20 protein-coding genes are annotated in these 21,445 nt (G+C 72.5%); 8 read left to right on the top strand and 12 right to left on the bottom strand.

Annotated features, from left to right (window positions below):
- Window positions 1-201: 201 nt before the first annotated feature.
- Window positions 202-699: a transcription elongation factor GreA gene (gene greA / locus AB0L45_RS36440; RefSeq protein WP_365847885.1), complete on the top strand. Its 498-nt coding sequence runs from the start codon at window positions 202-204 to the stop codon at window positions 697-699.
- Between the two features lie 239 nt (window positions 700-938).
- Here greA and AB0L45_RS36435 read toward each other — a convergent pair whose 3' ends face one another.
- The 3 genes from AB0L45_RS36435 to ilvA all read right to left on the bottom strand — a co-directional run bounded on the left by AB0L45_RS36435 (window position 939) and on the right by ilvA (window position 4,495).
- Window positions 939-1,799, bottom strand: coding sequence for an ABC transporter permease (locus AB0L45_RS36435; RefSeq protein WP_365847883.1), 861 nt, complete (start codon window positions 1,797-1,799; stop codon window positions 939-941).
- Window positions 1,796-2,932 carry an ATP-binding cassette domain-containing protein gene (locus tag AB0L45_RS36430; protein WP_365847881.1) on the bottom strand — a complete coding sequence of 379 codons (1,137 nt, stop codon included), beginning with the start codon at window positions 2,930-2,932 and terminating at the stop codon, window positions 1,796-1,798. Before AB0L45_RS36430 ends, AB0L45_RS36435 begins: the two co-directional genes overlap by 4 nt.
- Window positions 2,933-3,277: 345 nt before the next feature.
- A complete protein-coding gene (ilvA, locus tag AB0L45_RS36425; protein WP_365847879.1) occupies window positions 3,278-4,495 on the bottom strand; it encodes a threonine ammonia-lyase in 1,218 nt (405 codons plus the stop codon).
- 345 nt (window positions 4,496-4,840) lie between these two features.
- Between ilvA and AB0L45_RS36420 the strand changes: the two genes are divergently transcribed.
- From AB0L45_RS36420 to AB0L45_RS36410, 3 genes are all read left to right on the top strand, one after another.
- Window positions 4,841-5,341, top strand: coding sequence for a MarR family transcriptional regulator (locus AB0L45_RS36420; protein ID WP_031007890.1), 501 nt, complete (start codon window positions 4,841-4,843; stop codon window positions 5,339-5,341).
- A 117-nt stretch (window positions 5,342-5,458) separates the two neighbouring features.
- On the top strand, window positions 5,459-6,055 hold the full coding sequence (locus tag AB0L45_RS36415) for a sigma factor-like helix-turn-helix DNA-binding protein (RefSeq protein WP_365847877.1): 597 nt from the start codon (window positions 5,459-5,461) through the stop codon (window positions 6,053-6,055).
- Complete coding sequence (locus AB0L45_RS36410) at window positions 6,052-6,303, top strand: hypothetical protein (protein ID WP_365847876.1); 252 nt, start codon at window positions 6,052-6,054, stop codon at window positions 6,301-6,303. Before AB0L45_RS36415 ends, AB0L45_RS36410 begins: the two co-directional genes overlap by 4 nt.
- Before the next feature lie 79 nt (window positions 6,304-6,382).
- On the opposite strand, the gene AB0L45_RS36405 is transcribed toward AB0L45_RS36410, so the two are convergent.
- On the bottom strand, window positions 6,383-7,543 hold the full coding sequence (locus tag AB0L45_RS36405; RefSeq protein ID WP_365847874.1) for a cystathionine gamma-synthase: 1,161 nt from the start codon (window positions 7,541-7,543) through the stop codon (window positions 6,383-6,385).
- A 131-nt stretch (window positions 7,544-7,674) separates the two neighbouring features.
- On the opposite strand from AB0L45_RS36405, the gene AB0L45_RS36400 reads away from it, so the two are divergent.
- Window positions 7,675-8,781, top strand: coding sequence for a hypothetical protein (locus AB0L45_RS36400; protein ID WP_365847872.1), 1,107 nt, complete (start codon window positions 7,675-7,677; stop codon window positions 8,779-8,781).
- 129 nt (window positions 8,782-8,910) lie between these two features.
- Window positions 8,911-9,576 (top strand): peptide-methionine (S)-S-oxide reductase MsrA, encoded by a 666-nt coding sequence (gene msrA / locus AB0L45_RS36395; RefSeq protein WP_365847870.1) that lies wholly within the window; start codon window positions 8,911-8,913, stop codon window positions 9,574-9,576.
- 47 nt (window positions 9,577-9,623) lie between these two features.
- On the opposite strand, the gene AB0L45_RS36390 is transcribed toward msrA, so the two are convergent.
- From AB0L45_RS36390 to AB0L45_RS36380, 3 genes are all read right to left on the bottom strand, one after another.
- On the bottom strand, window positions 9,624-10,892 hold the full coding sequence (locus AB0L45_RS36390) for a DUF2786 domain-containing protein (protein ID WP_365847868.1): 1,269 nt from the start codon (window positions 10,890-10,892) through the stop codon (window positions 9,624-9,626).
- Between the two features lie 73 nt (window positions 10,893-10,965).
- Window positions 10,966-12,210 carry an Ig-like domain-containing protein gene (locus tag AB0L45_RS36385; protein ID WP_365847866.1) on the bottom strand — a complete coding sequence of 415 codons (1,245 nt, stop codon included), beginning with the start codon at window positions 12,208-12,210 and terminating at the stop codon, window positions 10,966-10,968.
- Between the two features lie 211 nt (window positions 12,211-12,421).
- Complete coding sequence (locus AB0L45_RS36380; protein ID WP_365847864.1) at window positions 12,422-12,799, bottom strand: hypothetical protein; 378 nt, start codon at window positions 12,797-12,799, stop codon at window positions 12,422-12,424.
- Between the two features lie 115 nt (window positions 12,800-12,914).
- Between AB0L45_RS36380 and AB0L45_RS36375 the strand changes: the two genes are divergently transcribed.
- Window positions 12,915-13,250, top strand: a complete 336-nt coding sequence (locus AB0L45_RS36375; protein ID WP_365847862.1) for a hypothetical protein — start codon at window positions 12,915-12,917, stop codon at window positions 13,248-13,250.
- Between the two features lie 123 nt (window positions 13,251-13,373).
- Here the strand turns inward: AB0L45_RS36375 and hutH are convergent, their stop codons facing one another.
- The 5 genes from hutH to AB0L45_RS36350 all read right to left on the bottom strand — a co-directional run bounded on the left by hutH (window position 13,374) and on the right by AB0L45_RS36350 (window position 19,699).
- Window positions 13,374-14,918 (bottom strand): histidine ammonia-lyase, encoded by a 1,545-nt coding sequence (hutH, locus tag AB0L45_RS36370; protein WP_365847860.1) that lies wholly within the window; start codon window positions 14,916-14,918, stop codon window positions 13,374-13,376.
- 107 nt (window positions 14,919-15,025) lie between these two features.
- Window positions 15,026-16,180 carry a GGDEF domain-containing protein gene (locus tag AB0L45_RS36365; RefSeq protein WP_365847858.1) on the bottom strand — a complete coding sequence of 385 codons (1,155 nt, stop codon included), beginning with the start codon at window positions 16,178-16,180 and terminating at the stop codon, window positions 15,026-15,028.
- A gap of 107 nt (window positions 16,181-16,287) precedes the next feature.
- Window positions 16,288-17,082 (bottom strand): enoyl-CoA hydratase-related protein, encoded by a 795-nt coding sequence (locus AB0L45_RS36360; RefSeq protein WP_365847856.1) that lies wholly within the window; start codon window positions 17,080-17,082, stop codon window positions 16,288-16,290.
- 89 nt (window positions 17,083-17,171) lie between these two features.
- The gene (locus tag AB0L45_RS36355) at window positions 17,172-18,371 is read right to left on the bottom strand and encodes an adenylate/guanylate cyclase domain-containing protein (protein ID WP_365847855.1); all 1,200 of its coding nucleotides are present in this window, start codon (window positions 18,369-18,371) and stop codon (window positions 17,172-17,174) included.
- A gap of 299 nt (window positions 18,372-18,670) precedes the next feature.
- On the bottom strand, window positions 18,671-19,699 hold the full coding sequence (locus AB0L45_RS36350) for a biotin--[acetyl-CoA-carboxylase] ligase (RefSeq protein WP_365847853.1): 1,029 nt from the start codon (window positions 19,697-19,699) through the stop codon (window positions 18,671-18,673).
- Between the two features lie 141 nt (window positions 19,700-19,840).
- Between AB0L45_RS36350 and AB0L45_RS36345 the strand changes: the two genes are divergently transcribed.
- The gene (locus tag AB0L45_RS36345; RefSeq protein WP_030668323.1) at window positions 19,841-21,430 is read left to right on the top strand and encodes an acyl-CoA carboxylase subunit beta; all 1,590 of its coding nucleotides are present in this window, start codon (window positions 19,841-19,843) and stop codon (window positions 21,428-21,430) included.
- Window positions 21,431-21,445: the final 15 nt, after the last annotated feature.

Raw genomic sequence — 21,445 nt, 5'->3', positions numbered from 1 at the left:
CGACCGGCAGCCCGCGTGTCGGCGGGCTCGCCCCCGGCCGGCGCGCTGACCGGCCACGATGTGGCCCGATGACGTTCCCGGCGATTTTCCCCTTCCCCGTTTTGTGCCGGAATTGTTAGGCTCGTGGTTTCGCCCACCCGTGGAGGCGCAGCCTTCCTGGTAGGGCGTTTGATTTATCCCCAGCACCGACGAGGAGCACCTGTGACCCAGACCAGCGACAACGTCACCTGGCTGACCCAGGAGGCGTATGACCAGCTCAAGGCCGAGCTGGAGTACCTGTCTGGTCCCGCACGCGCCGAGATCACCGAGAAGATCGCGGCGGCCCGCGAGGAAGGTGACCTGAAGGAGAACGCCGGGTACCACGCGGCCAAGGAAGAGCAGGGCAAGCAGGACCTTCGGATGCGCCAGCTCAAGCAGCTGCTGGAGACGGCGAAGGTCGGCGAGGCGCCCGCCGCCACTGGTGTCGTGGCCCCCGGCACGGTCGTCACCATCGCGTTCGACGGAGACCCGGACGACACCCTGACGTTCCTGCTGGCCTCGCGGGAGTACGCGAGCTCGGAGATCGAGACCTACTCCCCGCAGTCCCCGCTGGGCTCCGGGGTGAACGGCAAGAAGATCGGCGAGACCGCCGAGTACGAGCTTCCCAACGGCAAGAAGGCCTCGGTGAAGATCCTCGAAGCCAAGCCGTACACGGGCTGAGCCACGGGCCGAGCGCCCGGCGGCCCCCGCCCACAGCCTGACGACGACCGGCCCGGAGCCCCAGCGGCTCCGGGCCGGTCGCGCGTGCGTACGGGCGTGTCCTACGGGCGCGATGCACGCGCGAGCGTACAAACGCCTCCCGCGTACGGGCGGCCCACCCGTACGCGCCTGCGTACGGAAATCCCGTACTCCCGTGCCGCGCGGGCTCCCGCCCCGGACGGCCCCGGCCTGCCCCCGCCTCAGGCCGTGGCCGACCGGTACTTGCGTACCGCGAGCGTCCGGAAGGCCACGATGATCACGACGGACCAGAGCAGCGACGCCACCACCGGATGCTGCATGGGCCAGGCGTCGGGCGCCTGGTAGTTCGGCGGAAGGTTGCCGAACAGCTGGCGGGCGGCCTGGACGGTGGCGCTGAAGGGGTTCCACTCCGCGATGTGCCGCAGGAACGTCGGCATGTTGTCGGACGGCACGAAGGCGTTCGAGATGAACGTCAGCGGGAAGAGCCAGATCAGCCCGCCCGAGGTGGCGGCTTCCGGCGTCCGTACGGACAGGCCGATCAGCGCGCCGATCCAGGAGAACGCGTAGCCGAGCAGGAGCAGCAGGGCGAAGCCCGCCACGACCTTGGCGAGGTTCTCGTGGGCGCGCCAGCCGACCAGGAAGGCGACGACGGCGAGGACCACCAGCGTCAGCGCGGTCTGCACCAGGTCCGCGAGCGTACGGCCGGTGAGGACGGCGCCGCGGGCCATCGGCAGCGAGCGGAACCGGTCGATCAGGCCCTTGTGCATGTCGTCGGCGATGCCCGCGCCCGCTCCGGCGGTGGCGAAAGTGACGGTCTGCGCGAAGATGCCCGCCATCAGGAACTCGCGGTAGGCCGCGGACGAGGTGCTGCCGCCGACGTTGATGGAGCCGCCGAAGACGTAGCTGAACAGCACCACGAACATGATCGGCTGTATCAGCCCGAAGATGACCATTTCGGGGATCCGCAGCATGCGGATCAGATTGCGCTTGGCGACGACCAGGGAGTCCCGTACGGACTGGCTGACCGCGCCGCGCCGCTTCGGTACCCCGACCCGCGGCGCGGGGTGCGTGACGGTACTCACGTGCCGGCCTCCTCGCTGTCCTGGGCCCGCTCGGGCCCGGCTTCCCGGCTCCGTTCGGGCCCGGCTTCCCGGCCCCGTTTCGACGCGCGGCGCGACGGCCGTCCCGCACGTCCGCCGCCTTGCGCGCCGTCCGCGCCGCCCGCGCCGCCCGCGCCGCCCGCGCCGTCACCGTTCTCGCCGTTGCCCTCCGCCGCCTCGGCGGCGTGGCCGGTCAGCGAGATGAACACATCGTCCAGGGTCGGCCGGCGCAGCCCGATGTCGTCGATCTCCACACCGCGTACGTCGAGTTCGCGGATGACCTCGGCGAGCAGCTTGGCGCCGCCCGTGACCGGCACCGTGATCTTGCGGGTGTGCTGTTCGACCTTGCTCTCGCCCTTGCCGAAGCCGCGCAGCACCGCGTCGGCCGTGGCGATGTGTTCGGCGGCGTGCACGACGACCTCCACCCGCTCGCCGCCCGTACGGGCCTTCAGTTCGTCGGAGGTGCCGCGGGCGATGACCTTGCCGTGGTCGACCACGCAGATGTCGTGCGCGAGGTGGTCGGCCTCTTCCAGGTACTGGGTGGTGAGCAGCAACGTCGTACCGCCGGCGACCAGTTCCTGGATGACCTCCCACAACTGCTGGCGGTTGCGCGGGTCCAGGCCGGTGGTGGGCTCGTCCATGAACATCACGGGCGGGCTGACGACCAGCGCGGCCGCCAGGTCGAGCCGGCGCCGCATGCCGCCGGAGTAGGTCTTGGCCGGCCGGTCGCCGGCGTCGGAGAGGCGGAAGCGTTCCAGGAGCTCGACGGCCCTGGCCTTCGCGTCGCGGCCGCTCATCTGGTAGAGCTGGCCGACCATCATCAGGTTCTCACGGCCCGTCAGGTACTCGTCCACGGCGGCGAACTGGCCGGACAGGCCGATGGAGCGGCGCACTTCGTCGGGGTGCTTGAGAACGTCGATCCCGGCGACGACCGCGGAGCCGCGGTCCGGCCGGAGGAGGGTGGTCAGGACCCGTACGGCGGTGGTCTTGCCCGCACCGTTCGGCCCGAGCAGTCCGAGGACGGTTCCTTCGGGGACGTCGAGATCGACCCCGTCCAGAGCCCTCACCTTGCCGAAGGTCTTCACCAGACCCTCGGCGTATATGGCGCCTGGCATGTGGTTACTCCCAAGGTATGGGTTAACTCCAGGAAAAATTTTACGTTCGCCGGATATATGGCGCATGAGGGCCACATGAGCTCTGTGAGCGGTATGCGCAACAGGAGCAATGTGCGGCGCTTCATCGGTATATACCCGACATCGGGGGTGCGCCGAACCCGCAGCACTGCCCCCCGTAGCCCGGACCATACCGTACACGCGATACATCGCGACATACGCCAGATGGCGTGTGCGGACGCGCACGGCGCCTCGGCCGCGTGCCACGGCGCACCGTCATCGCCGGTGACGACGCACGGCGACGTCACCGGCCGACCACGGCACGCGCCCGCCCTCGGCCCGTGACGGTCAGCCCATCACGGTGTAGCCCGCCGCCCGCAGGGCCGAGCTGACGTCCGTGCAGTGTTCCGGGCCCTTGGTCTCCAGGTGCAGCTCCACCTCCGCTTCCGTGAGCCCGAGCCGCGGATCGGTCCGCACATGGCTCACGTCCAGAACATTGGCGTCGACCTCCGACAGCACCGCGAGCAGCGTCGCGAGCGCCCCCGGCCGGTCCGTCAGCCGCAGCCGCAGCGACAGGTAGCGTCCCGCGGCGGCCATGCCGTGCCGCAGGATGCGCTGCATCAGCAGCGGATCGACGTTCCCCCCGGACAGCACCGCGACCACCGGCCCCTCGAAGGATCCGGGCCGCGACAGCAGCGCCGCCACCGGACTCGCCCCCGCCGGCTCCACGACCAGTTTGGCCCGCTCCAGACAGAGCAGCAGAGCGCTGGAGAGTTCGTCCTCGGACACGGTACGGACTTCGTCCACGAGATCGCCGACGATTTTGAACGGTACGTCGCCCGGCCGCCCGACCTTTATGCCGTCCGCCATCGTCGTGGGTGCCTCGATCGAGACCGGCCGCCCGGCCGCCAGCGAGGGCGGATAGGCGGCCGCGCCCGCCGCCTGCACGCCGACGATCCGCACGTCCGGCCGCAGCGCCTTGACCGCCAGCGCGATGCCCGCGGCGAGCCCGCCGCCGCCGACGCCCACGACGATCGTGCGCACCTCCGGGCACTGCTCCAGGATCTCCAGGCCGACCGTGCCCTGGCCCGCGATGATGTCCCGGTGGTCGAAGGGGTGGATGAAGACCGCGCCCGTCTCGTCGGCGTACTCCTGGGCGGCGGCCAGCGTCTCGTCCACGACCTGGCCGTCCAGCCGCACCTCGGCGCCGTACTCGCGGGTCGCGGCGACCTTCGGCAGCGGGGCGCCGACCGGCATGAAGACCGTCGAACGCACCCCGAGCAGCGAGGCCGCCAGCGCGACGCCCTGCGCGTGGTTGCCGGCGCTGGCGGCGACCACGCCGGCCGCCCGCTCCTGCGGGGACAGCCCCGCGATCCGCACGTACGCGCCACGTATCTTGAAAGAGCCGGTGCGTTGCAGGTTCTCGCACTTCAGATGCACCGGCGCGCCCACCAAAGCGGACAGGTGCCGGCTCCCCTCCAAGGCGGTGGACCGCGAGACGCCGGACAGGATCTTCTGCGCCTCCCGTACGTCCTCGACGGTCAGGGCGGCGGAGGCGGCAGCCACCGGGCCCCCGCCCGGCCCGGAAACGGAGGCGGAACCGGAACCCGACGCCGGAACCGTCCCCGCACCGGACGCCTCCGCACAAGCCGGGACCGAGCCCGGGCCGGACTGCCGGCCGGCGGCAGAAGCGGAAGCGGAATCCGAAGGGGAACCGGAGGCAGGAGTGTGCTCGTGCGGCGTGTGATCGGCCATGAAGCCCAGTCTTACAGTTCGGACGGCGGCGGGTACGCGGGGCCGCCGGACCGGTGCCACCGGGACACGTCTTTGGGCAGCCCCGGTACGGTCCGCGCCGGGGCCGCGTACTCTGTCCCCCAATCCGTACGCATCCCATGAAGCGAGCTCCCGGCCATGCCCACCTCTTCGGACATGACGACCCACACCGACCCTGCTCTTCTCGACGCGCTGCAACACCAAGTCGCCGTTTTCGCCCGCCGCGCCGAACAGAGCCGGCTCGGCGGCGTCGGCCAGGCACGCAATTCCATGGACCGTGCCGCCTATCTGCTCCTCAACCGCCTGGACAAAGAGGGCCCGATGGGGGTCAAGGCGCTGGCCGCCGGCATGGGCATCGACTCCTCGACCGTCACCCGGCAGGTCGCCCCGCTGGTCGACTCCGGCCTGGTCAACCGCGCCTCGCACCCCGAGGACGGCCGCGCCGTCGTGCTCCAGCTCTCCGAGCGCGGCCGGTCCCGGCTGGAGGAGGTACGCGCCTCGCGCCGCGCGCTGATGGCGCTGGTCACGGAGGAGTGGACGGAGGAGGAGCGGGACTCGTTCTGCAGCCTGCTGACGCGCTTCAACGCCTCCCTGTCCACGGTCACCGCGACGCTGCCGCCGGTACCGTCCAGCTCCTGAGCGGGCGGCGGTCCGGCCGCCGCGCAGCAGGAGGAACGAGGGCGGCCGGTGCTGTGCGCTCCCGGTTTTTCCCTGCCGCCTCTTGACCGCGTGCCGGGCCTGCCGTGCCATGGAGCTGTGCGAGAGCGGCGGGCAGCCCAGGAACGCCGTCGCGCCCGGGAGTTCGAGGCGTTCGTCGCGGGCGCGGCCGGCCGTCTGCTGCGCGCCGCCACGCTCCTGACCGCCGAGCCGGAAGGCCGGCCGGCCCCCGCCGCCGAGCGCCTGCTCACGCTGGCGCTGGCCCGTACGTACGCGGCCTGGGACCGGCTGCGCGGCGAGGACCCGTACGACCGCACGCGCCAGGAGATGGCCGCCCACTTCGCGCACTCCGCCTGGCGCGAACGCCTGCCCCGCGCCCTCTGCCACGGCAGGAGGCCGCCGCCCGGCGGCCTCCTGGGGCGGCTGTCCCCGCAGGAGCGGCTGGTGCTCGTCCTGCGCCTCTACGAGGGCGTGGCCGAGGAGCAGACCGCGGCACAGCTCGGACTGCCCGCCGAACGCGTCCACACGCTGTGCCTGCGGGCCGTGGGACGCATGCGCAGCAATCCTCCGGGCGGGCAGGCGGGGCAGTCGGTGCTACCGGGGGCGCCGGTGCAGTCGGTGCCACCGGTTCCGCCAGTGGCGCAGGCGGCGTCAGTGCCGCCGCCCCCGCCCGCAGAAGCAGCAGCCGCGCCATGAGCCTCCCGGACCGCAAGGAGGCCGAGGTGCGGCGGATGCTGGACGGGCCGCATCCGCCGGTCCCGCCCGACCTGGCGCTGCGCGCCGCCGCGGGCGGCCGGCGGCTGCTGGCCCACCGGCGGCTGGCGCGCCGGATGCTGTGGCTGCTGGCCGTGGCGGCGCTGACGGCGCTCCTGGTCTGGGCGGCCGTCGACCAGCCGTGGCTGCCGCCGCCGGCGCTCACCACCCCTCCACTGGAAGGGTGGTGAGCCGGCGGCCGGGCGCTCCGAGCGCCGCTGTCCCAGCGCCCGGGTGCGGCTCAGCCCGCCGTACCCGCCCTCAGGGTGCTCAGCCCAGCGCCTGCGTCAGGTCCGCGACCAGATCGTCGATCGACTCGATGCCGACCGACAGCCGTACGAGATCGTTCGGGACCTCCAGCAGCGAGCCCGCCGTCGAGGCGTGCGTCATCCGGCCCGGGTGCTCGATCAGCGACTCCACGCCGCCCAGCGACTCACCGAGGGTGAACAGCTCGGCGCGGTTGCAGACCTCCACCGCGGCCTGCTCGCCGCCGGCGACGCGGAAGGACACCATGCCGCCGAAGGAACGCATCTGCTTGGCGGCGACCTCGTGGCCGGGGTGCGTCTCCAGGCCCGGGTAGTACACCTGCGTCACCTTGTCGTGCGAGGCGAGCAGGTCGGCGATCCGGGCGGCGTTGGCGCTGTGCCGGTCCATCCGTACGGCCAGCGTCTTCAGGCCGCGCATCACCAGCCACGCGTCGAACGGCCCGGCGACCGCGCCCATGGCGTTCTGGTGGTAGGCCAGGTCGTCGCCCAGCTCGGCGTCGTCGACGACGAGCGCGCCGCCGACCACGTCCGAGTGGCCGCCCATGTACTTGGTGGTGGAGTAGACCACCACGTCGGCGCCGAGGGCCAGCGGCTGCTGGAGGTAGGGGCTGGCGAAGGTGTTGTCCACGACCAGGCGGACCCCGGCGTCGCGCGCGACGGCGGCGAGGGCGGGGATGTCCGTGATGCCGAGGAGGGGGTTGCTGGGCGTCTCCACCCAGATCGCCTTCGTACGGGGGCGGATCGCGTCCCGTACGGCCTGCGGGTCGGAGGAGTCGGCGACCGACCACTCCACACCCCACCGCTCGACGACCTTCGAGATGAGGCGGAACGTGCCGCCGTACGCGTCGTTGGGGATGACGACGTGGTCGCCGGGGACCAGGAGGGTGCGCAGCAGGCAGTCCTCGGCCGCGAGCCCGGAGGCGAAGGCCAGGCCGCGGCGGCCGCCGTCGAGGGCGGCCAGGTTCTCCTCCAGGGCGGTACGGGTCGGGTTCGCGCTGCGGCTGTACTCATAGCCGCCGCGCAGCCCGCCCACGCCGTCCTGCTTGTAGGTGGACACCTGGTAGATGGGCGGTACCACCGCGCCGGTCGCCTCGTCGGGCTCCTGACCTGCGTGAATGGCAAGGGTCTCGAAATTCTGGGGGCGCTGCTCGCGCTGATCGCTCATGTCTGCCGAGGGTAGTCGTCCACACCCGCGAACTTTTCGGAACTTTCTGGTTCGCTGGATAGTGGATACATACAAGACACAATCGCGCTCCGCCCACCGCCCTCCCACGACCGGAATCCGAGACTGACCCCATGGACGCTCTGCTGGTTCTCTTCGCCGCTGCCGCACTCGGCGGTCTCGTCCTGCTGCCCTGGCTGCGGCGCCGGCAGGCCGCGCAGCAGGCCCGGCAGGGACTGGCGGTGGCCGCCGACCCCATGGCGGGATACGGCTTCGTCCCGGCCCAGGAGCTCGACGTACGGCTGCCCGGGCCCGACCAGGAGCTGGAGGACGCTCTCGAAGAGATCCGGCGCAGCCACGACTGGCGCCCGGCCGCGCAGCTGCTGCGCGCCACCGGAGACGACTGGGAGCGCCGCTGGCAGCGCGTGCAGACACTCGCCGGGGCCGCGGCGTTCGAGCTGGCGGAGCGGCATGGGCAGGGCGGCATCTGGCTGCGTACGTGGCGTTCCGAAGCGCCCAAGGACCCCGGCGGCGCCCAGACGCACGCCCAGTTCCTCGTCATCCAGGCGCTGCGCGACCCCGGCTCGCAGGACTTCCGCATGATCCTTGAGGAGGCCCGTACGGTCTGCCACGAGGCGGCGCTGCTGGCCCCCGGCAGCCCCCTCCCGTACATCACCGAGCTGGCCGTCGCCCGCGGCCTCGGTGACCGCCGCGCGGACTACGACGCACTGTGGTCGAAGGTCGCCCAGCGCGCCCCGCACCACATGGGCGCGCATCTGGCCGCGCTGCCCTACTGGTCGCAGAAGTGGCACGGCTCCAGGGAGGAGGCCGCCGCGTTCACCGAGAGCGCCGCCGCGGCCGCGCCCGCCAAGAGCCTGCTGCCCGCCCTCCCGCTCTTCGCCGTCTACGACCACCTGCCCGAGGCCAACATGGTCCGCAGCCTCTTCCAGAGCGCGGTCGTGGAACGCGCGATGGAAGGGGCGCACTTCGCCCTGCGCGAGGCCCCGGCGGACCACCCCATGGCCCCGCACGTCCGGCACCTGCTCATCTGGTTCCTCGTGCACGCCGAGCGCTACGAGGAAGCCGTGGAACAGCTCCGCCTGGTCGACGGCCACGTCGGCGCCGTGCCGTGGTCGTACGGCAGCAGCCCCGCCGCCGAGTACGCCGCGTTCCGCGCCCTGGCGGTGGCGGGCTGGGAGCGCGGCGGCGGCACCTCGTCCGACTTCCGCCGCCAGCCGTGACCGACGGCCCGGCCGCGCGCCCATGACCACCGGGGCCCTCGGGCGCCTCGGAATGCGCCTTCCCCTCCCCGCGTTGTCCCAGCAGGCCGCCGCCGGCGCCCTCCCCGCCGACCCCTGGAGTGAGACGCCATGCTCTTCAACCGCTTCAAGAACGCCCTCCCTTCCCCGGAAGAGGCCCTGAAGGGCCGCCCCGAGCGCGACTTCACCGTCCCCGACCGGCACACGGTCCTCGGCAACCCGCTCCTCGGCCCCTACCCCGAGCACCTGCGCATCGCCGACTTCGGCCTGGGCTGCTTCTGGGGCGCCGAGCGCAAGTTCTGGCAGACCGAGGGCGTCTGGACGACGCTGGCCGGCTACCAGGGCGGCCACACCCCGAACCCCACCTACGAAGAGGTGTGCAGCGGCCTGACGGGCCACACGGAAGCGGTCCGCGTCGTCTACGACCCCGCCAAGGTCTCCTACGCCGCCCTCCTGAAGCTCTTCTGGGAGTCCCACGACCCCACCCAGGGCTTCCGCCAGGGCAACGACACCGGCACCCAGTACCGCTCCGCGATCTACACCCACTCCCCCGCCGACCAAGAAGCCGCCGAAGCCTCCCGCACCACCTACCAGTCCGTCCTCACCGCCTCCGGCCACCCCACCATCACCACCGAAATCCTCCCCGCCACCAACCGCCCCTTCTACCCGGCCGAGGCGTACCACCAGCAGTACTTGGACAAGAACCCGGCGGGTTACTGCGGGATCGGGGGAACAGGGGTCAGCTGCCCCGTCGGGGTCGCCCCGGCCGACGGCTGACGGTGGTGGGGAGTGAGGGGGAGGTAGGGGGCGCCTCGCGGGGCGGGTCAGGGGCGGTGGTGGAGGTGGGCTCGGTCGGCTGCTGCTTCGCCCTGTTCCCAGCCCGCGGCGTCGCGTACGCCTCGCATGCGGACGGCGGCGGTGTCGGGGAACAGTTCGCCGGCGGTCTCGGCCACGGCGACCTCGCGCGCGGCCAGGACCGGCAGGAGGTCCGGGGCGTCGGTGGCGGCCTCGGCGGTGGTCTCCTCGGTGGCCGCGGCCAGGCGGGTGCGGATCCGGTCGGCGTACGCGACGAGGAACGTCTGCCGGAAGTCGCGGGTACGGCGGGACCGGCCGCGGCTGTGGTGGGCGTCGCCCGCGCGGTGCATGGCGGTGGTGGCCTGGAGGAGCAGTGACGTGTAGAGCAGTTCGGCGGCCTCCAGGTCGGCTTCGAAGCCGATGAGCGTGGAGAAGCCCACGTCGCCGGACCAGACGGCCTGGCAGCGGTTGGCGGCGGCGACGGCGTCGAGCAGCAGCGCCTTCGCCTGCTCGTACGGGCCTTCTATGCCGATGCGGATGGCGGAGGGGGAGGGAGACAGGCGCGGGGAGGTGGCGCCTGTGCCGGCCCCGGCGGCGTCGAGCAGCGCCGCGTCGATGCTGTGCCGCGCCATCAGCTCCTGGGCCTTGGCCGACAGCGCCTCCGCCTCCTCCGGGTAGTCCGTCGCCTCGGCCTTGGCGAGCAGGCCGCGGATGCGGCCGAGGAGGCGCGGCTCGGCGGGAGTGCCTCCGCGTGCGGGCCGGGCGGTCGGCAGAGGGGTGATGCGGGGCAGGCGGGCGAGGACGCGCAGCGCTGCCAGGACATCGTACGTCGTCTCGAAGCGCGAGCTGCGGAGGCGGCGCGCCAGCTCTTCCAGGTAGGACGTGTCGGACGTCCACCAGGCCGCGGCTTCCACGTCGCGCAGCTGGGCCGCCCAGCGCGGCCCGCGGGCGCGCTCCGCCGCCCGGCCCGCGCGCCGTGCCTCGGCCGCCATCGCGTCCACGACGACCGCGGTGCGCGGGCCGCCGCCCGTCTCCCGCCGTACGATCCGTTCCAGGTCGGCGGGTTGCCAGCCGCCCAGCCAGCAGCGGTGTACGGAGTCCTCCGCCGCGGCCAGCAGCGCGGCGCTGACGGCTTCCGGGCCCGCGGGGGCCGCCGCCAGCATCGAGGCGCCGGCTTCCAGGGCGTCTTCGGCGGGTGTGCCGTCCTCGGCGTACCGGACGCTGCCGAGTACGGTACCGACCAGTTCACCGGCCGCGGCCCGGTCCTGCTGCCGCGGTCCGTCCTTGCGCTTGCTCACATGGTCACGATACGGAGGGCGGGCCCCTGCCGGCGCACCGGCGGGGGCCCGCCCTCGGAGCGGCGGCGGTGCGCTACTTCACGGCGCTGCCGGCCACCCACTCGTTCCAGTCCATGTTCCAGCCGTTGAGGCCGTTGTCCGGCTTGATCGTCTTGTCCGGGGAGTTGACCATGTGGACGACGTCGCCGATCAGGGAGTTCTGGTAGAACCAGGCGCCGTCCGTGCTGGGGTCGCCGGCGCCCTTGACGTCCTCCAGGCCGATGCAGCCGTGGCTGGTGTTGGCGTTGCCGAAGATGCCCTTGCCCCAGTAGTTGCCGTGCAGGAACGTGCCGGAGCTGGACAGGCGCATGGCGTGCGGCACGTCGGGGATGTCGTACTCGCCCTTGCCGTCGTTGTTGGTGAAGCCGACCGTGGAGCCGTCCATCCGGGTCTGCTGGTACTTCTCCGAGACGACCATCTTGCCGTTGTACGTCGGGTGGTCCTTGCTGCCCGCGGAGATCGGGATCGTACGGATGGTCTTGCCGTCGCGTACCACCGTCATCCGGTGGGTCTTGGCGTCCACCGTGCTGACCTGGGAGCGGCCGATCCGGAAGTTCACCTTCTTGTTCTGGACGCCCTTGACGCCCGGCGCGGCCTCCACACCGTCCAGCTTCAGGTCCACGCTGACCTCGGAGTTGGGCTTCCAGTAGTCCTTCGGGCGGAAGTCCAGGCGCTGGTCGCCGAACCAGTGGCCGACGATCTCCTGGTTGCTGCTGGACGCCACCTTGATCGCGGACTGGACGTCCTTCTTGTTCTTCACCGGCTTGTCGAAGGTGACCGACACCGGCATGCCCACGCCGACGGTCGAGCCGTCCTCCGGCGTGTAGTTGCCTATGAAGCTGTTCTTCGGGGAGACCGTGGTGAAGGTCGAGTGCTCCACCGCCTTGCGGCCCTCGGAGTCGGCGGCGTGGGCGGTGATCGTGTACTTGGTCGAGCGCTCCAGCTGCTTCTTCGGCTTCCAGGAGCTGCCGTCGGCGGCGAGCGTGCCCTCGACCGGCTTCTTGTCCTCACCGGCGGTCATCGTGACCTCGGTGAGCTTGCCGCTGTCGACGGTGACCTTGGCGGCGCTGTTGATGCCCGCGTCGGCGGACCCGTTCTTCGGCTCGATCTTGATCTTGGCTTCGGAGGCGTCCTTCGCCGCCGCCTCGTCGACCTTCTTCGTGTTGTCCTGGCCGCCACCGTCACCGCCGTCACCGCCACCGCACGCCCCGAGTGTCAGCACACCCCCGAGCAGCGCGGCAGTGGCTATCAGGCCCTTGCGACGCTTGCTGTCCGTCATCACACGATTCTCCATTGCCTTGCTGCCGAACCCGGAAACCCCCGAGCCGGGCATCGCACCGCATACCGCCGGGCGACACCTCAGGAACGTCTGTTCCGTTTCGTCCGTTCCATACGTAGGGCAGCTGTGGGAAACGCCACGCAACCCCCGCACGGCGGCGGCCGTCGTACGGGGGTCGCGGGTCAGCGGCGTCCGGCGGCCGGCCGCCTCCTCAGAAGCGGACGCGCACCCCGCCGTCCTCGGCCTCCGTCGGCTCCGCGTCCTCCGGGAGGTCGTCGTCCTCCGCGTCGTGCCCGAGGACCCACTCCGCGTCGGCGTCGTAGTCGATCTCCTCGCTGCTCCACGACGCCTGCGTCAGCTCCACCCCCGGCACGTCCTCGACCAGGTCGAAGGGGTCCACGAGGTAGGCCAGCGCCTCCGCCGGATCGGTCTGGACCGTTTCCCGCGCATGCCCGCGCTCCTCCGCGGGTAGAGAAGGGTCACCGTTGATGTGGTCGAGTGCCGCGCCGGTCAGCCGGTCCGAGTCGGCGACCTCCATGACCAGTTCGACATGGAGCCGGACAAACCGTGATGTCTCGTCATTGCTCATGTCTGGGAGCGTAAGCACCAGCCGGTCCTGACTTCCCCACGACCCGCGGCTGTCACTAACATCTGTTGTCAACGGTCAATTTGCCGAGCCCACAAGGGGGATCGTTTCCGTGCCCGTGACCGCACGTCGACCACTGCTGACCGCCGCAGCCGCGGGATCGGTACTGCTCGCCCTGTGGTTCGTACCGTCCGCGAACGCCACCGTCGAACACGGCGAACGGACGACGCACGACGCCCCCCGGTCGGCCCAGCAGGCCACCCGAACCCAGTCGCACGCCGTCGCGCAGCCCGGCCAGGACCAGCGGGAAGCCGGCAACGGCCAGGGAACGCTGCTCGCCGACACCGGCGCGTTCGACACCACGCCGTACGTCGTCGGTGGCGCCGCCTTCCTCGGCATCGGCGCCGGGCTGGTCGGCTTCTCCGTGCGCCGCACGCGCGGCGACGCGGCCTGAGCGCCGGCGCCACCGCCCCGACCTCGCAAAGAAGCGCGCAGAACCGCGCGGATCTGCGCGGCCGACGGCGGAGCGGGCCGCGCCCGCCCCGCCGGACCGCCCGCCCCGCCGGACCGCCCGTCGTCAGGCCAGCTCGCCGGTGACCTGCTCGACCGCCTCGACCAGCCGGCCGCTGCGTACGAAGTCGTACGCCGCCTCCAGGTCCGGAGCGAGGAAACGGTCCTCCCCCGGTCCCTGCACGCCCGCGGCCCGTACGGCGTCCAGCACCGCACGGGTGGCCGGTGCCGGGGTCAGGCCCTCGCGCATCTCCACCGCCCGGGTCGCCGCGTACAGCTCGACGGCGAGCACGCGGGTCAGGTTGTCCACGGCGGTCCGCAGCTTGCGCGCCGCCGACCAGCCCATCGAGACGTGGTCCTCCTGCATCGCGGAGGACGGGATGGAGTCCACCGAGGCGGGCGCGGCGAGCCGCTTCAACTCGCTGACCAGCGCCGCCTGCGTGTACTGGGCGATCATCAGGCCCGAGTCGACGCCCGGGTCGCCGGCCAGGAACGCGGGCAGGCCGTGCGAGCGGTTCTTGTCCAGCAGGCGGTCCGTACGGCGCTCCGCGATCGAGCCGAGGTCGGCCGCGGCGACGGCGAGGAAGTCCAGGACGTACGCGACCGGCGCGCCGTGGAAGTTGCCGTTCGACTCGACCCGGCCGTCCGCCAGCACCACCGGGTTGTCGACGGCGGCGGCCAGCTCCCGGCTCGCGACCAGGCGGGCGTGGTCCAGCGTGTCCCGGCCCGCGCCCGCGACCTGCGGGGCACAGCGGACGGAGTAGGCGTCCTGGACGCGCGGCGCGTCGTCCTGGTGGTGGCCGGTGAGTCCCGAACCGGCCAGGACCTTGAGCATGTTGGCGGCCGAGGCGGCCTGCCCGGGGTGCGGGCGGATGGCGTGCAGCTCGGGCGCGAGCACCTTGTCCGTACCGAGCAGCGCCTCCAGGGTGAGGGCCGCGGTGATGTCCGCCGAGGTGAAGAGGCGGGCCAGGTCGGCACAGGCCATGATCAGCATGCCGAGCATGCCGTCGGTGCCGTTCAGGAGGGCCAGGCCCTCCTTCTCGCGCAGCTCGACGGGGGCGATGCCGTGTTCGGCGAGCAGTTCACCGGCCGGCCGTACGACGCCGTCCGGGCCTTCCGCCTCGCCCTCGCCCATGAGCGTCAGCGCGCAGTGCGACAGCGGGGCGAGGTCGCCGGAGCAGCCGAGCGAGCCGTACTCGTGGACGACCGGAGTGATCCCGGCGTTGAGGATCTCGGCCATGGTGCCGACGACGAGCGGCCGGACGCCGGTGTGCCCGGAGGCCAGGGTCTTCAGGCGCAGGAACATCAGCGCGCGCACCACCTCGCGCTCCACCCGCGGCCCCATGCCGGCGGCGTGCGAGCGCACGATGTTGCGCTGGAGCTGGGCCCGCAGGTCCGGGCTGATGTGGCGGACGGCGAGGGCTCCGAAGCCCGTGGAGACGCCGTACACCGGGTCCGGCTTGGCGGCGAGGTCGTCGATGACCGCGCGGGCGGCGGCGACGGCCGCCATGGCCTCCTCGGACAGCTCGATACGGGCGGCGCCGCGGGCGACGGCGATGACGTCCTGTGCGGTCGTGCCGGACGTCCCCAGCACCACAGTGTGCATATCCATATTCAGGCACCCTAGAGACTGAATCGCTGGATGTCACCACGGGATCTTTCGGCCCGCGCACGGACGCCCGGCCACCACGGGATCTCCGGCCCGTACCCACCGCCCGGTCACCGCCGGAAGCGGCGGCGCTCCGTCGACGAGGCCCGCTCCGGCGCGTCCGCCAGGCGGACCACCGGGTCCTCCGTACCGCCCTCCCGGCCCGCCACCACGGGGCCGCGTGAGCCCGAGCCCTTGGCCCGGTACTGGGCGGCGTCCGCCAGCCGGAACAGGCGCCGGGCCGAGCGCACCGGCCCGATCGGGTCGCCGGTCGACGCGACGCCGACCGCGACGCCCTCGCCCAGCTCCAGCTCGGCCGCCCGGTCGCACAGCTCGGTGGCCACCTTGGCCACCTCGTCCGCCGACGGGCCCACCGTGAGCAGGCAGAACTCGTCGCCGCCGAGGCGGGCGGCGAGGGTGCCCGGCAGTATGGCACCGCACAGGGACAGCACCGAGCCGAATCGTTCCAGCAGCCGGTCCCCGACGGCGTGGCCGCACGAGTCGTTCACCCGCTTCAGCCCGTTCAGATCGCAGACCACCAGGCTCACCACGGCGCCGTCCCGCCGGTGCCGCTCCAGGGCCTCGTCGAGCCGCATGTCCACCGCGCGCCGGTTCGCCAGCCCGGTCAGCGCGTCCGTGAACGCCAGCCGCCGGGCCTCCGCCAGCCGCTCCGTCTGCGCGATCCCGGCCGCCGTCACCGCGGCCAGTACGGTCGCGAAGTCCGCGTCGGCGCGCGTGAAGCCCGGTTCCCCGGCCGACCGGGCCACGTACAGCTCGCCCCACGCGCGCCCGTGCAGCACGATCGGCGCGACCACGCAGCAGCCGCGCCCCCTGCGGCGCAGCGCGGCCACCCGCTGGTGGTTGTACGGCCCCTCGTCCGCCCCGTCACCGGCGGTCTCGATCCAGGCGTTCGGCTGGCCGCCCCCGGCCCACTGTTCGTGCAGAAACCCGACGATCTCCGGGAACTCGTGCACCGGATACGACTCGTCCTCGGGGTACGTCACCTCCCCCTCGGCCAGCTCCCCGACGTTGACCAGCACCTTCAGCTGCCCCAGCTCCCGCTCCCAGGCCGAGATCGCCGCGAAGGAACCCCCGAGAGCCGCCCGTACCCCCTCCGCGGCGGCCCGCACCGACTCCCGCGGGGTGTGCGCCGCCGCCATCGCCTGCGCCAGTGCCACCACGGCCCGAAGCCTGTCATCGCCCTCGCCCGTCACCGGACCTCGCATTCCGTCACCGTGAGCACTACGTGTCACTACAGCGTAGGAACGTTCCGGGGCATTCGCGCTCTCCGGCCGGGCCGGGCCTCGGGGAGGCCCGGGCCGCGGCCGTCCGGCTACTCCCCCGGCCACTCCGGGCTGCGCTTCTCGTTGAAGGCGGCCACGCCCTCGGCCCGGTCGGCGGAGAAGGCGACGCTGCGCCACGCGCCGTCCTCCACGTCCAGTCCGGTACGCAGGTCGAGGCCATGGCCGAGCCGCAGGGCGCGCTTGGCGGCGCGCAGACCGACCGGGGAGTTGCGGGCGATGCGCCCGGCGAGGGCCAGGGCTTCCCCGGTGTCCTGGCCGGCGTCCACCAGCTGGTCGACGAGCCCCAGGTCCCGGGCCTCCGCGGCCTCCACCTTCCGCCCGGTGAAGATCAGCTCGGCCGCACGGGCGGCGCCCACCCGCCGCGGCAGCAGCTGCGTACCGCCGCCACCGGGGATGACGCCCACCGACACCTCGGGCAGCCCCACCACGGCCGTACGGTCCGCCACGATCAGGTCGCACGAGAGTGCCAGCTCGAACCCGCCGCCGAGCGCGAAGCCGTGCACGGCCGCGACGGTGGGCATCGGCAGCTCCAGGACGCCGGTGTAGGCGGCCCGGGCGCGCGGCCGCTGGCGCATCAGGTCGGCGTCGCTGAAGGAGTTGCGTTCCTTCAGGTCGGCGCCCACGCAGAAGGCCCGCTCGTGGGTGGAGGTGAGCACCGTGACGCGGACGTCCCGGTCGGCGGCGAGCGCGGCGCAGGCGGCGCCGATGCTGTCCGCCATGGCCGTGGACACCGCGTTCATCGCCTTGGGCCGGTCGAGCCGCAGCTCGGCCACGTACCCATGGCGGTGTACGCCGACGAAGTCCCCGAAGCGTTGCGTGTCCATGCAGCACCCTCCCTCGTTAACGATCGTTCCGTCACCTTAACCAGGGGGCGCAAGAGGGAGCCGGGCACGGACCGGCCGCGGCGTACGGCTCAGGTACGCCGGCTCAGCAGCCACGGTTCGACGACGCCCAGCCCCCGCACGGGCCGCTGCCACATCGGCTGCAGCGCGAAGCGGTACTCGGGCAGCGGGGCCGCCCCGTCCTCCGCCGCCGCGGCGGCGGCCTTCGCGTCGGCCTCGGAGACCGGCGCCTCGCCCGTACGCCCCAGCTCCTCCGCGAACGCCTCGTCGACCAGCACCGTGTCCTTGGGAGCTATCGAGGTCAGGCGGCTGGCCAGGTTCACGGTCGTGCCGAAGACGTCGCCCATGCGCGTCGTGACCGTGCCGAACGCGATGCCGACGCGCAGCTCCGGCATCGTCTCGTCGTTGGCCATGGTCTCGATCAGGCGCAGGCCGATCTCGGCCGCGATGCCCGCGTCGTCGGCGGCGAACAGGACCTCGTCGCCGAGCGTCTTGATGAGCCGGCCGCCGTGCGCGGCGACCAGGTCGGCGGCCGTGGTCTCGAACGCCTCGACCAGTTCGCCCAGTTCCTCCTCCTCCAGGCGCCGGGTGAGCCGGGTGAAGCCGACCAGGTCGGCGAAGCCCACCGCGAGGCGCCGGTCGACCATCTCCGCGTCGTCCTGGGCCTGCACGACGCGGCCGGTGGCGGCGGCGAGCTGGCGGCGCCAGACGTAGACCAGGAACTCCTCCAGCTCGGGCAGCAGGAGTTCGACGAGGGGGTAGGTGATCTCCGTACGGGTCAGGCCGGAGTCCTGGGGCTCGGTCAGGCCCTCCAGGAAGGAGTCGATCTGCCAGTCGGCGAGGCGGGCCGTGGTCTGTCCGGTGGAGCGGGCCACCTGGACCGCCATCGCCTCGCTGAGCAGCCCGGCTTCCACCAGGCCCGCCAGCCGGCGCAGCGCCAGCACGTCGGCCTCGGTCAGCGCCTTGACCTGGCCGATGTCCGCGAAGCCCATGGCGCGCCAGAAGCGGGAGGCCAGTTCCATGGAGACGCCGGCGCTGCGGGCCGCCTGGAAGGGGGTGTAGCGGCGGTCGGCGCCGAGGATCAGCTGTTCCAGCCGGATCGCGATGGTGTCGTCGTCGGAGTCGGCCCCCGCGCCGTCGGCGGCTCCCGCCCCGTCGGCGCGCGCCGCGCCGTCCACCGGCGCCGAGTCCCCCTCAGGAGGAGCGGCCCCCGTCTCACGAGGGGCGATGTCCGCTTCGCGCGGGCCGGCGCCCGAGTCGTCGGCGGTCACCGCTCGCTCCCTGTCCGTTCCCTGCGCACTGCCCTTCCGATCACTTCTCGCTCGTTCGCCCGCTCCGCGGCGGACGGCCTCAACGATACGGCAGGTGTGCTCTGGCTCACTCTCACGCCTCGTCGCTATCGCCCCGATCGACACATAAGTGCGATTGCTACCGAGGTTTCTTGACCAGGATCTGATCGTTTCTGACCGCCATACGGACGGGAACGCCACGCGGGCGGGAAAGAGACCGAAACCGCACTCCCGCACGGCCGGTACGGCCGTTCCTCCCCCGCCCGCCGCACGCCGCTCCGCTACCCCGCCGGCCGCACGTGCACGATGTCCCCCGCGTCGACCGGCCGCTGCATGCCCTCCTCCGTGGCCAGCACCAGCCGCCCGTCACCGTCGATGGCCACCGCCTCGCCGAGCAGAGCCTGGTCGCCGGGGAGTTCGGCCCGTACGGAGCGGCCGAGCGTGGCGCATCCGGCCGCGTACGCGTCCTGGAGGCGGCAGGCCGCCGCGTCACCGCCGGCCGCGGTCCACTGCCCGTACCAGTCCTCGACCGACCGCAGGACGGCCCGCAGCAGCGGGTCGCGGTCGGTGACCTCGGCGCCGGCCAGGGCGAGCGAACCGGCGCCGGGTACGGGCAGTTCCTCGGCGCGCAGCGTGACGTTGAGGCCGATGCCGATGACCACACCGTCCCCGGCCCGCTCCGCGAGGATGCCGCCGGCCTTGCGCTCCTCGTCACCGACGGTGACCAGCAGGTCGTTGGGCCACTTCAGGGCGGTGTCCACGCCGGCGGTGCGGGCCACCGCACTGGCGGTCGCGACTCCGGCGAGCAGCGGCAGCCAGCCCCAGCGCTCCACGGGAACCCGCGGGGTGAGGTAGAAGGAGAAGAAGAGGCCGGAGCGGGGCGGCGCCGACCACCTGCGGTCCAGCCGGCCACGCGCCGCCGACTGCTCCTCGGCGACGAGGACGGCGCCCTCGGCCAGCCCTTCGGCGGCCCGCGCGGTGAGGTCGGTGTTGGTCGAACCGGTCGAGGACACGACGTCGACGCCGGTCCACAGCGAGCCGGACCGCAGCAGGGCGCGGCGCAGCGCCGTCGCGTTCAGCGGCGGCCGCTCCAGGTCGGACCAGCGCCCGCCGGAGCCCGGCGCCGCACCCGGACCCGTACCCGAAGCCGCACCCGGACCCGCACCCGAAGCCGCACCCGAGCCTGTACCCGAAGCCGCGCCCGGACCCGCCCCCGGGCCCTCCCCCTGCCCCGATCCGGCCCGCGCCGCGTCGCCGTCGCCCTGGCCCGAGCGGTCTTTGTCCTGGTTTTCCGGTGGTTGAGGCGTCATGGCCCCAGCCTAGGTGTGGTCAACGACGCAGTGCCCCTGAGCAGTCCCGCCGATACGCTACGAAGCGGTAGCCCATCCCGTTCAACCCCCGTACCACCCTCGTACGAGCACCAGTCCAGGACGAGCAGGAGCCGCATCCCGATGTCCGAGCCGGAAGCACACATCACCACCACCGCGGGCAAGCTGGCCGACCTCCAGCGCAGGATCGAGGAGGCCACCCACGCCGGCTCGGCGCGGGCCGTGGAGAAGCAGCACGCGAAGGGCAAGCTGACGGCGCGTGAGCGCGTGGAGCTGCTGCTCGACGAGGGCTCGTTCGTCGAGCTGGACGAGTTCGCGCGGCACCGTTCGACCAACTTCGGCCTGGAGAAGAACCGGCCGTACGGCGACGGCGTGGTGACCGGTTACGGCACCGTCGACGGCCGTACGGTCTGCGTCTACTCGCAGGACTTCACCATCTTCGGCGGTTCGCTGGGCGAGGTCTACGGCGAGAAGATCGTCAAGGTGATGGACTTCGCGCTGAAGAACGGCTGCCCGGTCGTCGGCATCAACGACGGCGGCGGCGCCCGCATCCAGGAGGGCGTGGCAGCGCTCGGCCTGTTCGCGGAGATCTTCCGCCGCAATGTGCACGCCTCCGGCGTCATCCCGCAGATCTCGCTGATCGTCGGCCCGTGCGCGGGCGGCGCGGTCTACTCCCCCGCCATCACCGACTTCACGGTCATGGTCGACCAGACCTCGCACATGTTCATCACCGGACCCGACGTCATCAAGACCGTCACCGGCGAGGACGTGGGCTTCGAGGAGCTGGGCGGCGCCCGGACGCACAACACCACCTCGGGCGTGGCGCACCACATGGCGGGCGACGAGAAGGACGCCATCGAGTACGTCAAGGCGCTGCTGTCCTACCTGCCGTCCAACAACCTCTCCGAGCCGCCCGCCTTCCCCGAGGAGGCGGACCTGGAGACCTCGGAGTACGACCGCGAGCTGGACACGCTGATCCCGGACTCGGCGAACCAGCCGTACGACATGCACACCGCCATCGAGCACGTCCTCGACGACGGCGAGTTCCTGGAGACGCAGGCGCTCTTCGCGCCGAACATGCTCACCGGCTTCGGCCGGGTGGAGGGCCACGCGGTCGGCATCGTCGCCAACCAGCCGATGCAGTACGCGGGCACGCTGGACATCAACGCGAGCGAGAAGGCCGCGCGGTTCGTGCGCACCTGCGACGCGTTCAACGTCCCGGTGCTGACGTTCGTGGACGTACCGGGCTTCCTGCCGGGTACGGACCAGGAATGGGACGGCATCATCCGGCGCGGCGCCAAGCTGATCTACGCGTACGCGGAGGCGACGGTTCCGCTGATCACGGTGATCACCCGCAAGGCGTTCGGCGGCGCCTACGACGTCATGGGCTCCAAGCACCTGGGCGCGGACCTGAACCTGGCCTGGCCGACCGCGCAGATCGCGGTGATGGGCGCGCAGGGCGCGGTCAACATCCTGCACCGCCGCACGCTCGCCGCGATCGAGGACCCGGCCGCGCAGGACGCCCGCCGCCAGGAGCTGATCCAGGAGTACGAGGACGCGCTGCTCAACCCGTACGTGGCGGCCGAGCGCGGCTACGTGGACGCGGTGATCATGCCGTCCGAGACCCGTCGGCACATCGTCCGCGGGCTGCGCACGCTGCGCAACAAGCGCGAGTCGCTGCCCCCGAAGAAGCACGGCAACATCCCGCTGTAGGGGCGCCCGTGCCCG

This window comes from Streptomyces sp. NPDC052496, assembly GCF_040679095.1.
GTDB lineage: Bacteria > Actinomycetota > Actinomycetes > Streptomycetales > Streptomycetaceae > Streptomyces.
The sequence above is the reverse complement of the archived record's forward strand: the minus strand, read 5'-3'. Positions and strand labels throughout refer to the sequence as shown.

What these genes read in the sequence shown, in the direction of transcription:
- AB0L45_RS36430 (WP_365847881.1), bottom strand. Translation starts at nt 2,932, where the DNA reads ATGCCAGGCGCCATATACGCCGAGGGTCTGGTGAAGACCTTCGGCAAG.
- AB0L45_RS36420 (WP_031007890.1), top strand. Translation starts at nt 4,841, where the DNA reads ATGCCCACCTCTTCGGACATGACGACCCACACCGACCCTGCTCTTCTC.
- AB0L45_RS36410 (WP_365847876.1), top strand. Translation starts at nt 6,052, where the DNA reads ATGAGCCTCCCGGACCGCAAGGAGGCCGAGGTGCGGCGGATGCTGGAC.
- AB0L45_RS36405 (WP_365847874.1), bottom strand. Translation starts at nt 7,543, where the DNA reads ATGAGCGATCAGCGCGAGCAGCGCCCCCAGAATTTCGAGACCCTTGCC.
- AB0L45_RS36400 (WP_365847872.1), top strand. Translation starts at nt 7,675, where the DNA reads ATGGACGCTCTGCTGGTTCTCTTCGCCGCTGCCGCACTCGGCGGTCTC.
- msrA (WP_365847870.1), top strand. Translation starts at nt 8,911, where the DNA reads ATGCTCTTCAACCGCTTCAAGAACGCCCTCCCTTCCCCGGAAGAGGCC.
- AB0L45_RS36385 (WP_365847866.1), bottom strand. Translation starts at nt 12,210, where the DNA reads ATGACGGACAGCAAGCGTCGCAAGGGCCTGATAGCCACTGCCGCGCTG.
- AB0L45_RS36380 (WP_365847864.1), bottom strand. Translation starts at nt 12,799, where the DNA reads ATGAGCAATGACGAGACATCACGGTTTGTCCGGCTCCATGTCGAACTG.
- hutH (WP_365847860.1), bottom strand. Translation starts at nt 14,918, where the DNA reads ATGGATATGCACACTGTGGTGCTGGGGACGTCCGGCACGACCGCACAG.
- AB0L45_RS36365 (WP_365847858.1), bottom strand. Translation starts at nt 16,180, where the DNA reads ATGCGAGGTCCGGTGACGGGCGAGGGCGATGACAGGCTTCGGGCCGTG.
- AB0L45_RS36360 (WP_365847856.1), bottom strand. Translation starts at nt 17,082, where the DNA reads ATGGACACGCAACGCTTCGGGGACTTCGTCGGCGTACACCGCCATGGG.
- AB0L45_RS36350 (WP_365847853.1), bottom strand. Translation starts at nt 19,699, where the DNA reads ATGACGCCTCAACCACCGGAAAACCAGGACAAAGACCGCTCGGGCCAG.
- AB0L45_RS36345 (WP_030668323.1), top strand. Translation starts at nt 19,841, where the DNA reads ATGTCCGAGCCGGAAGCACACATCACCACCACCGCGGGCAAGCTGGCC.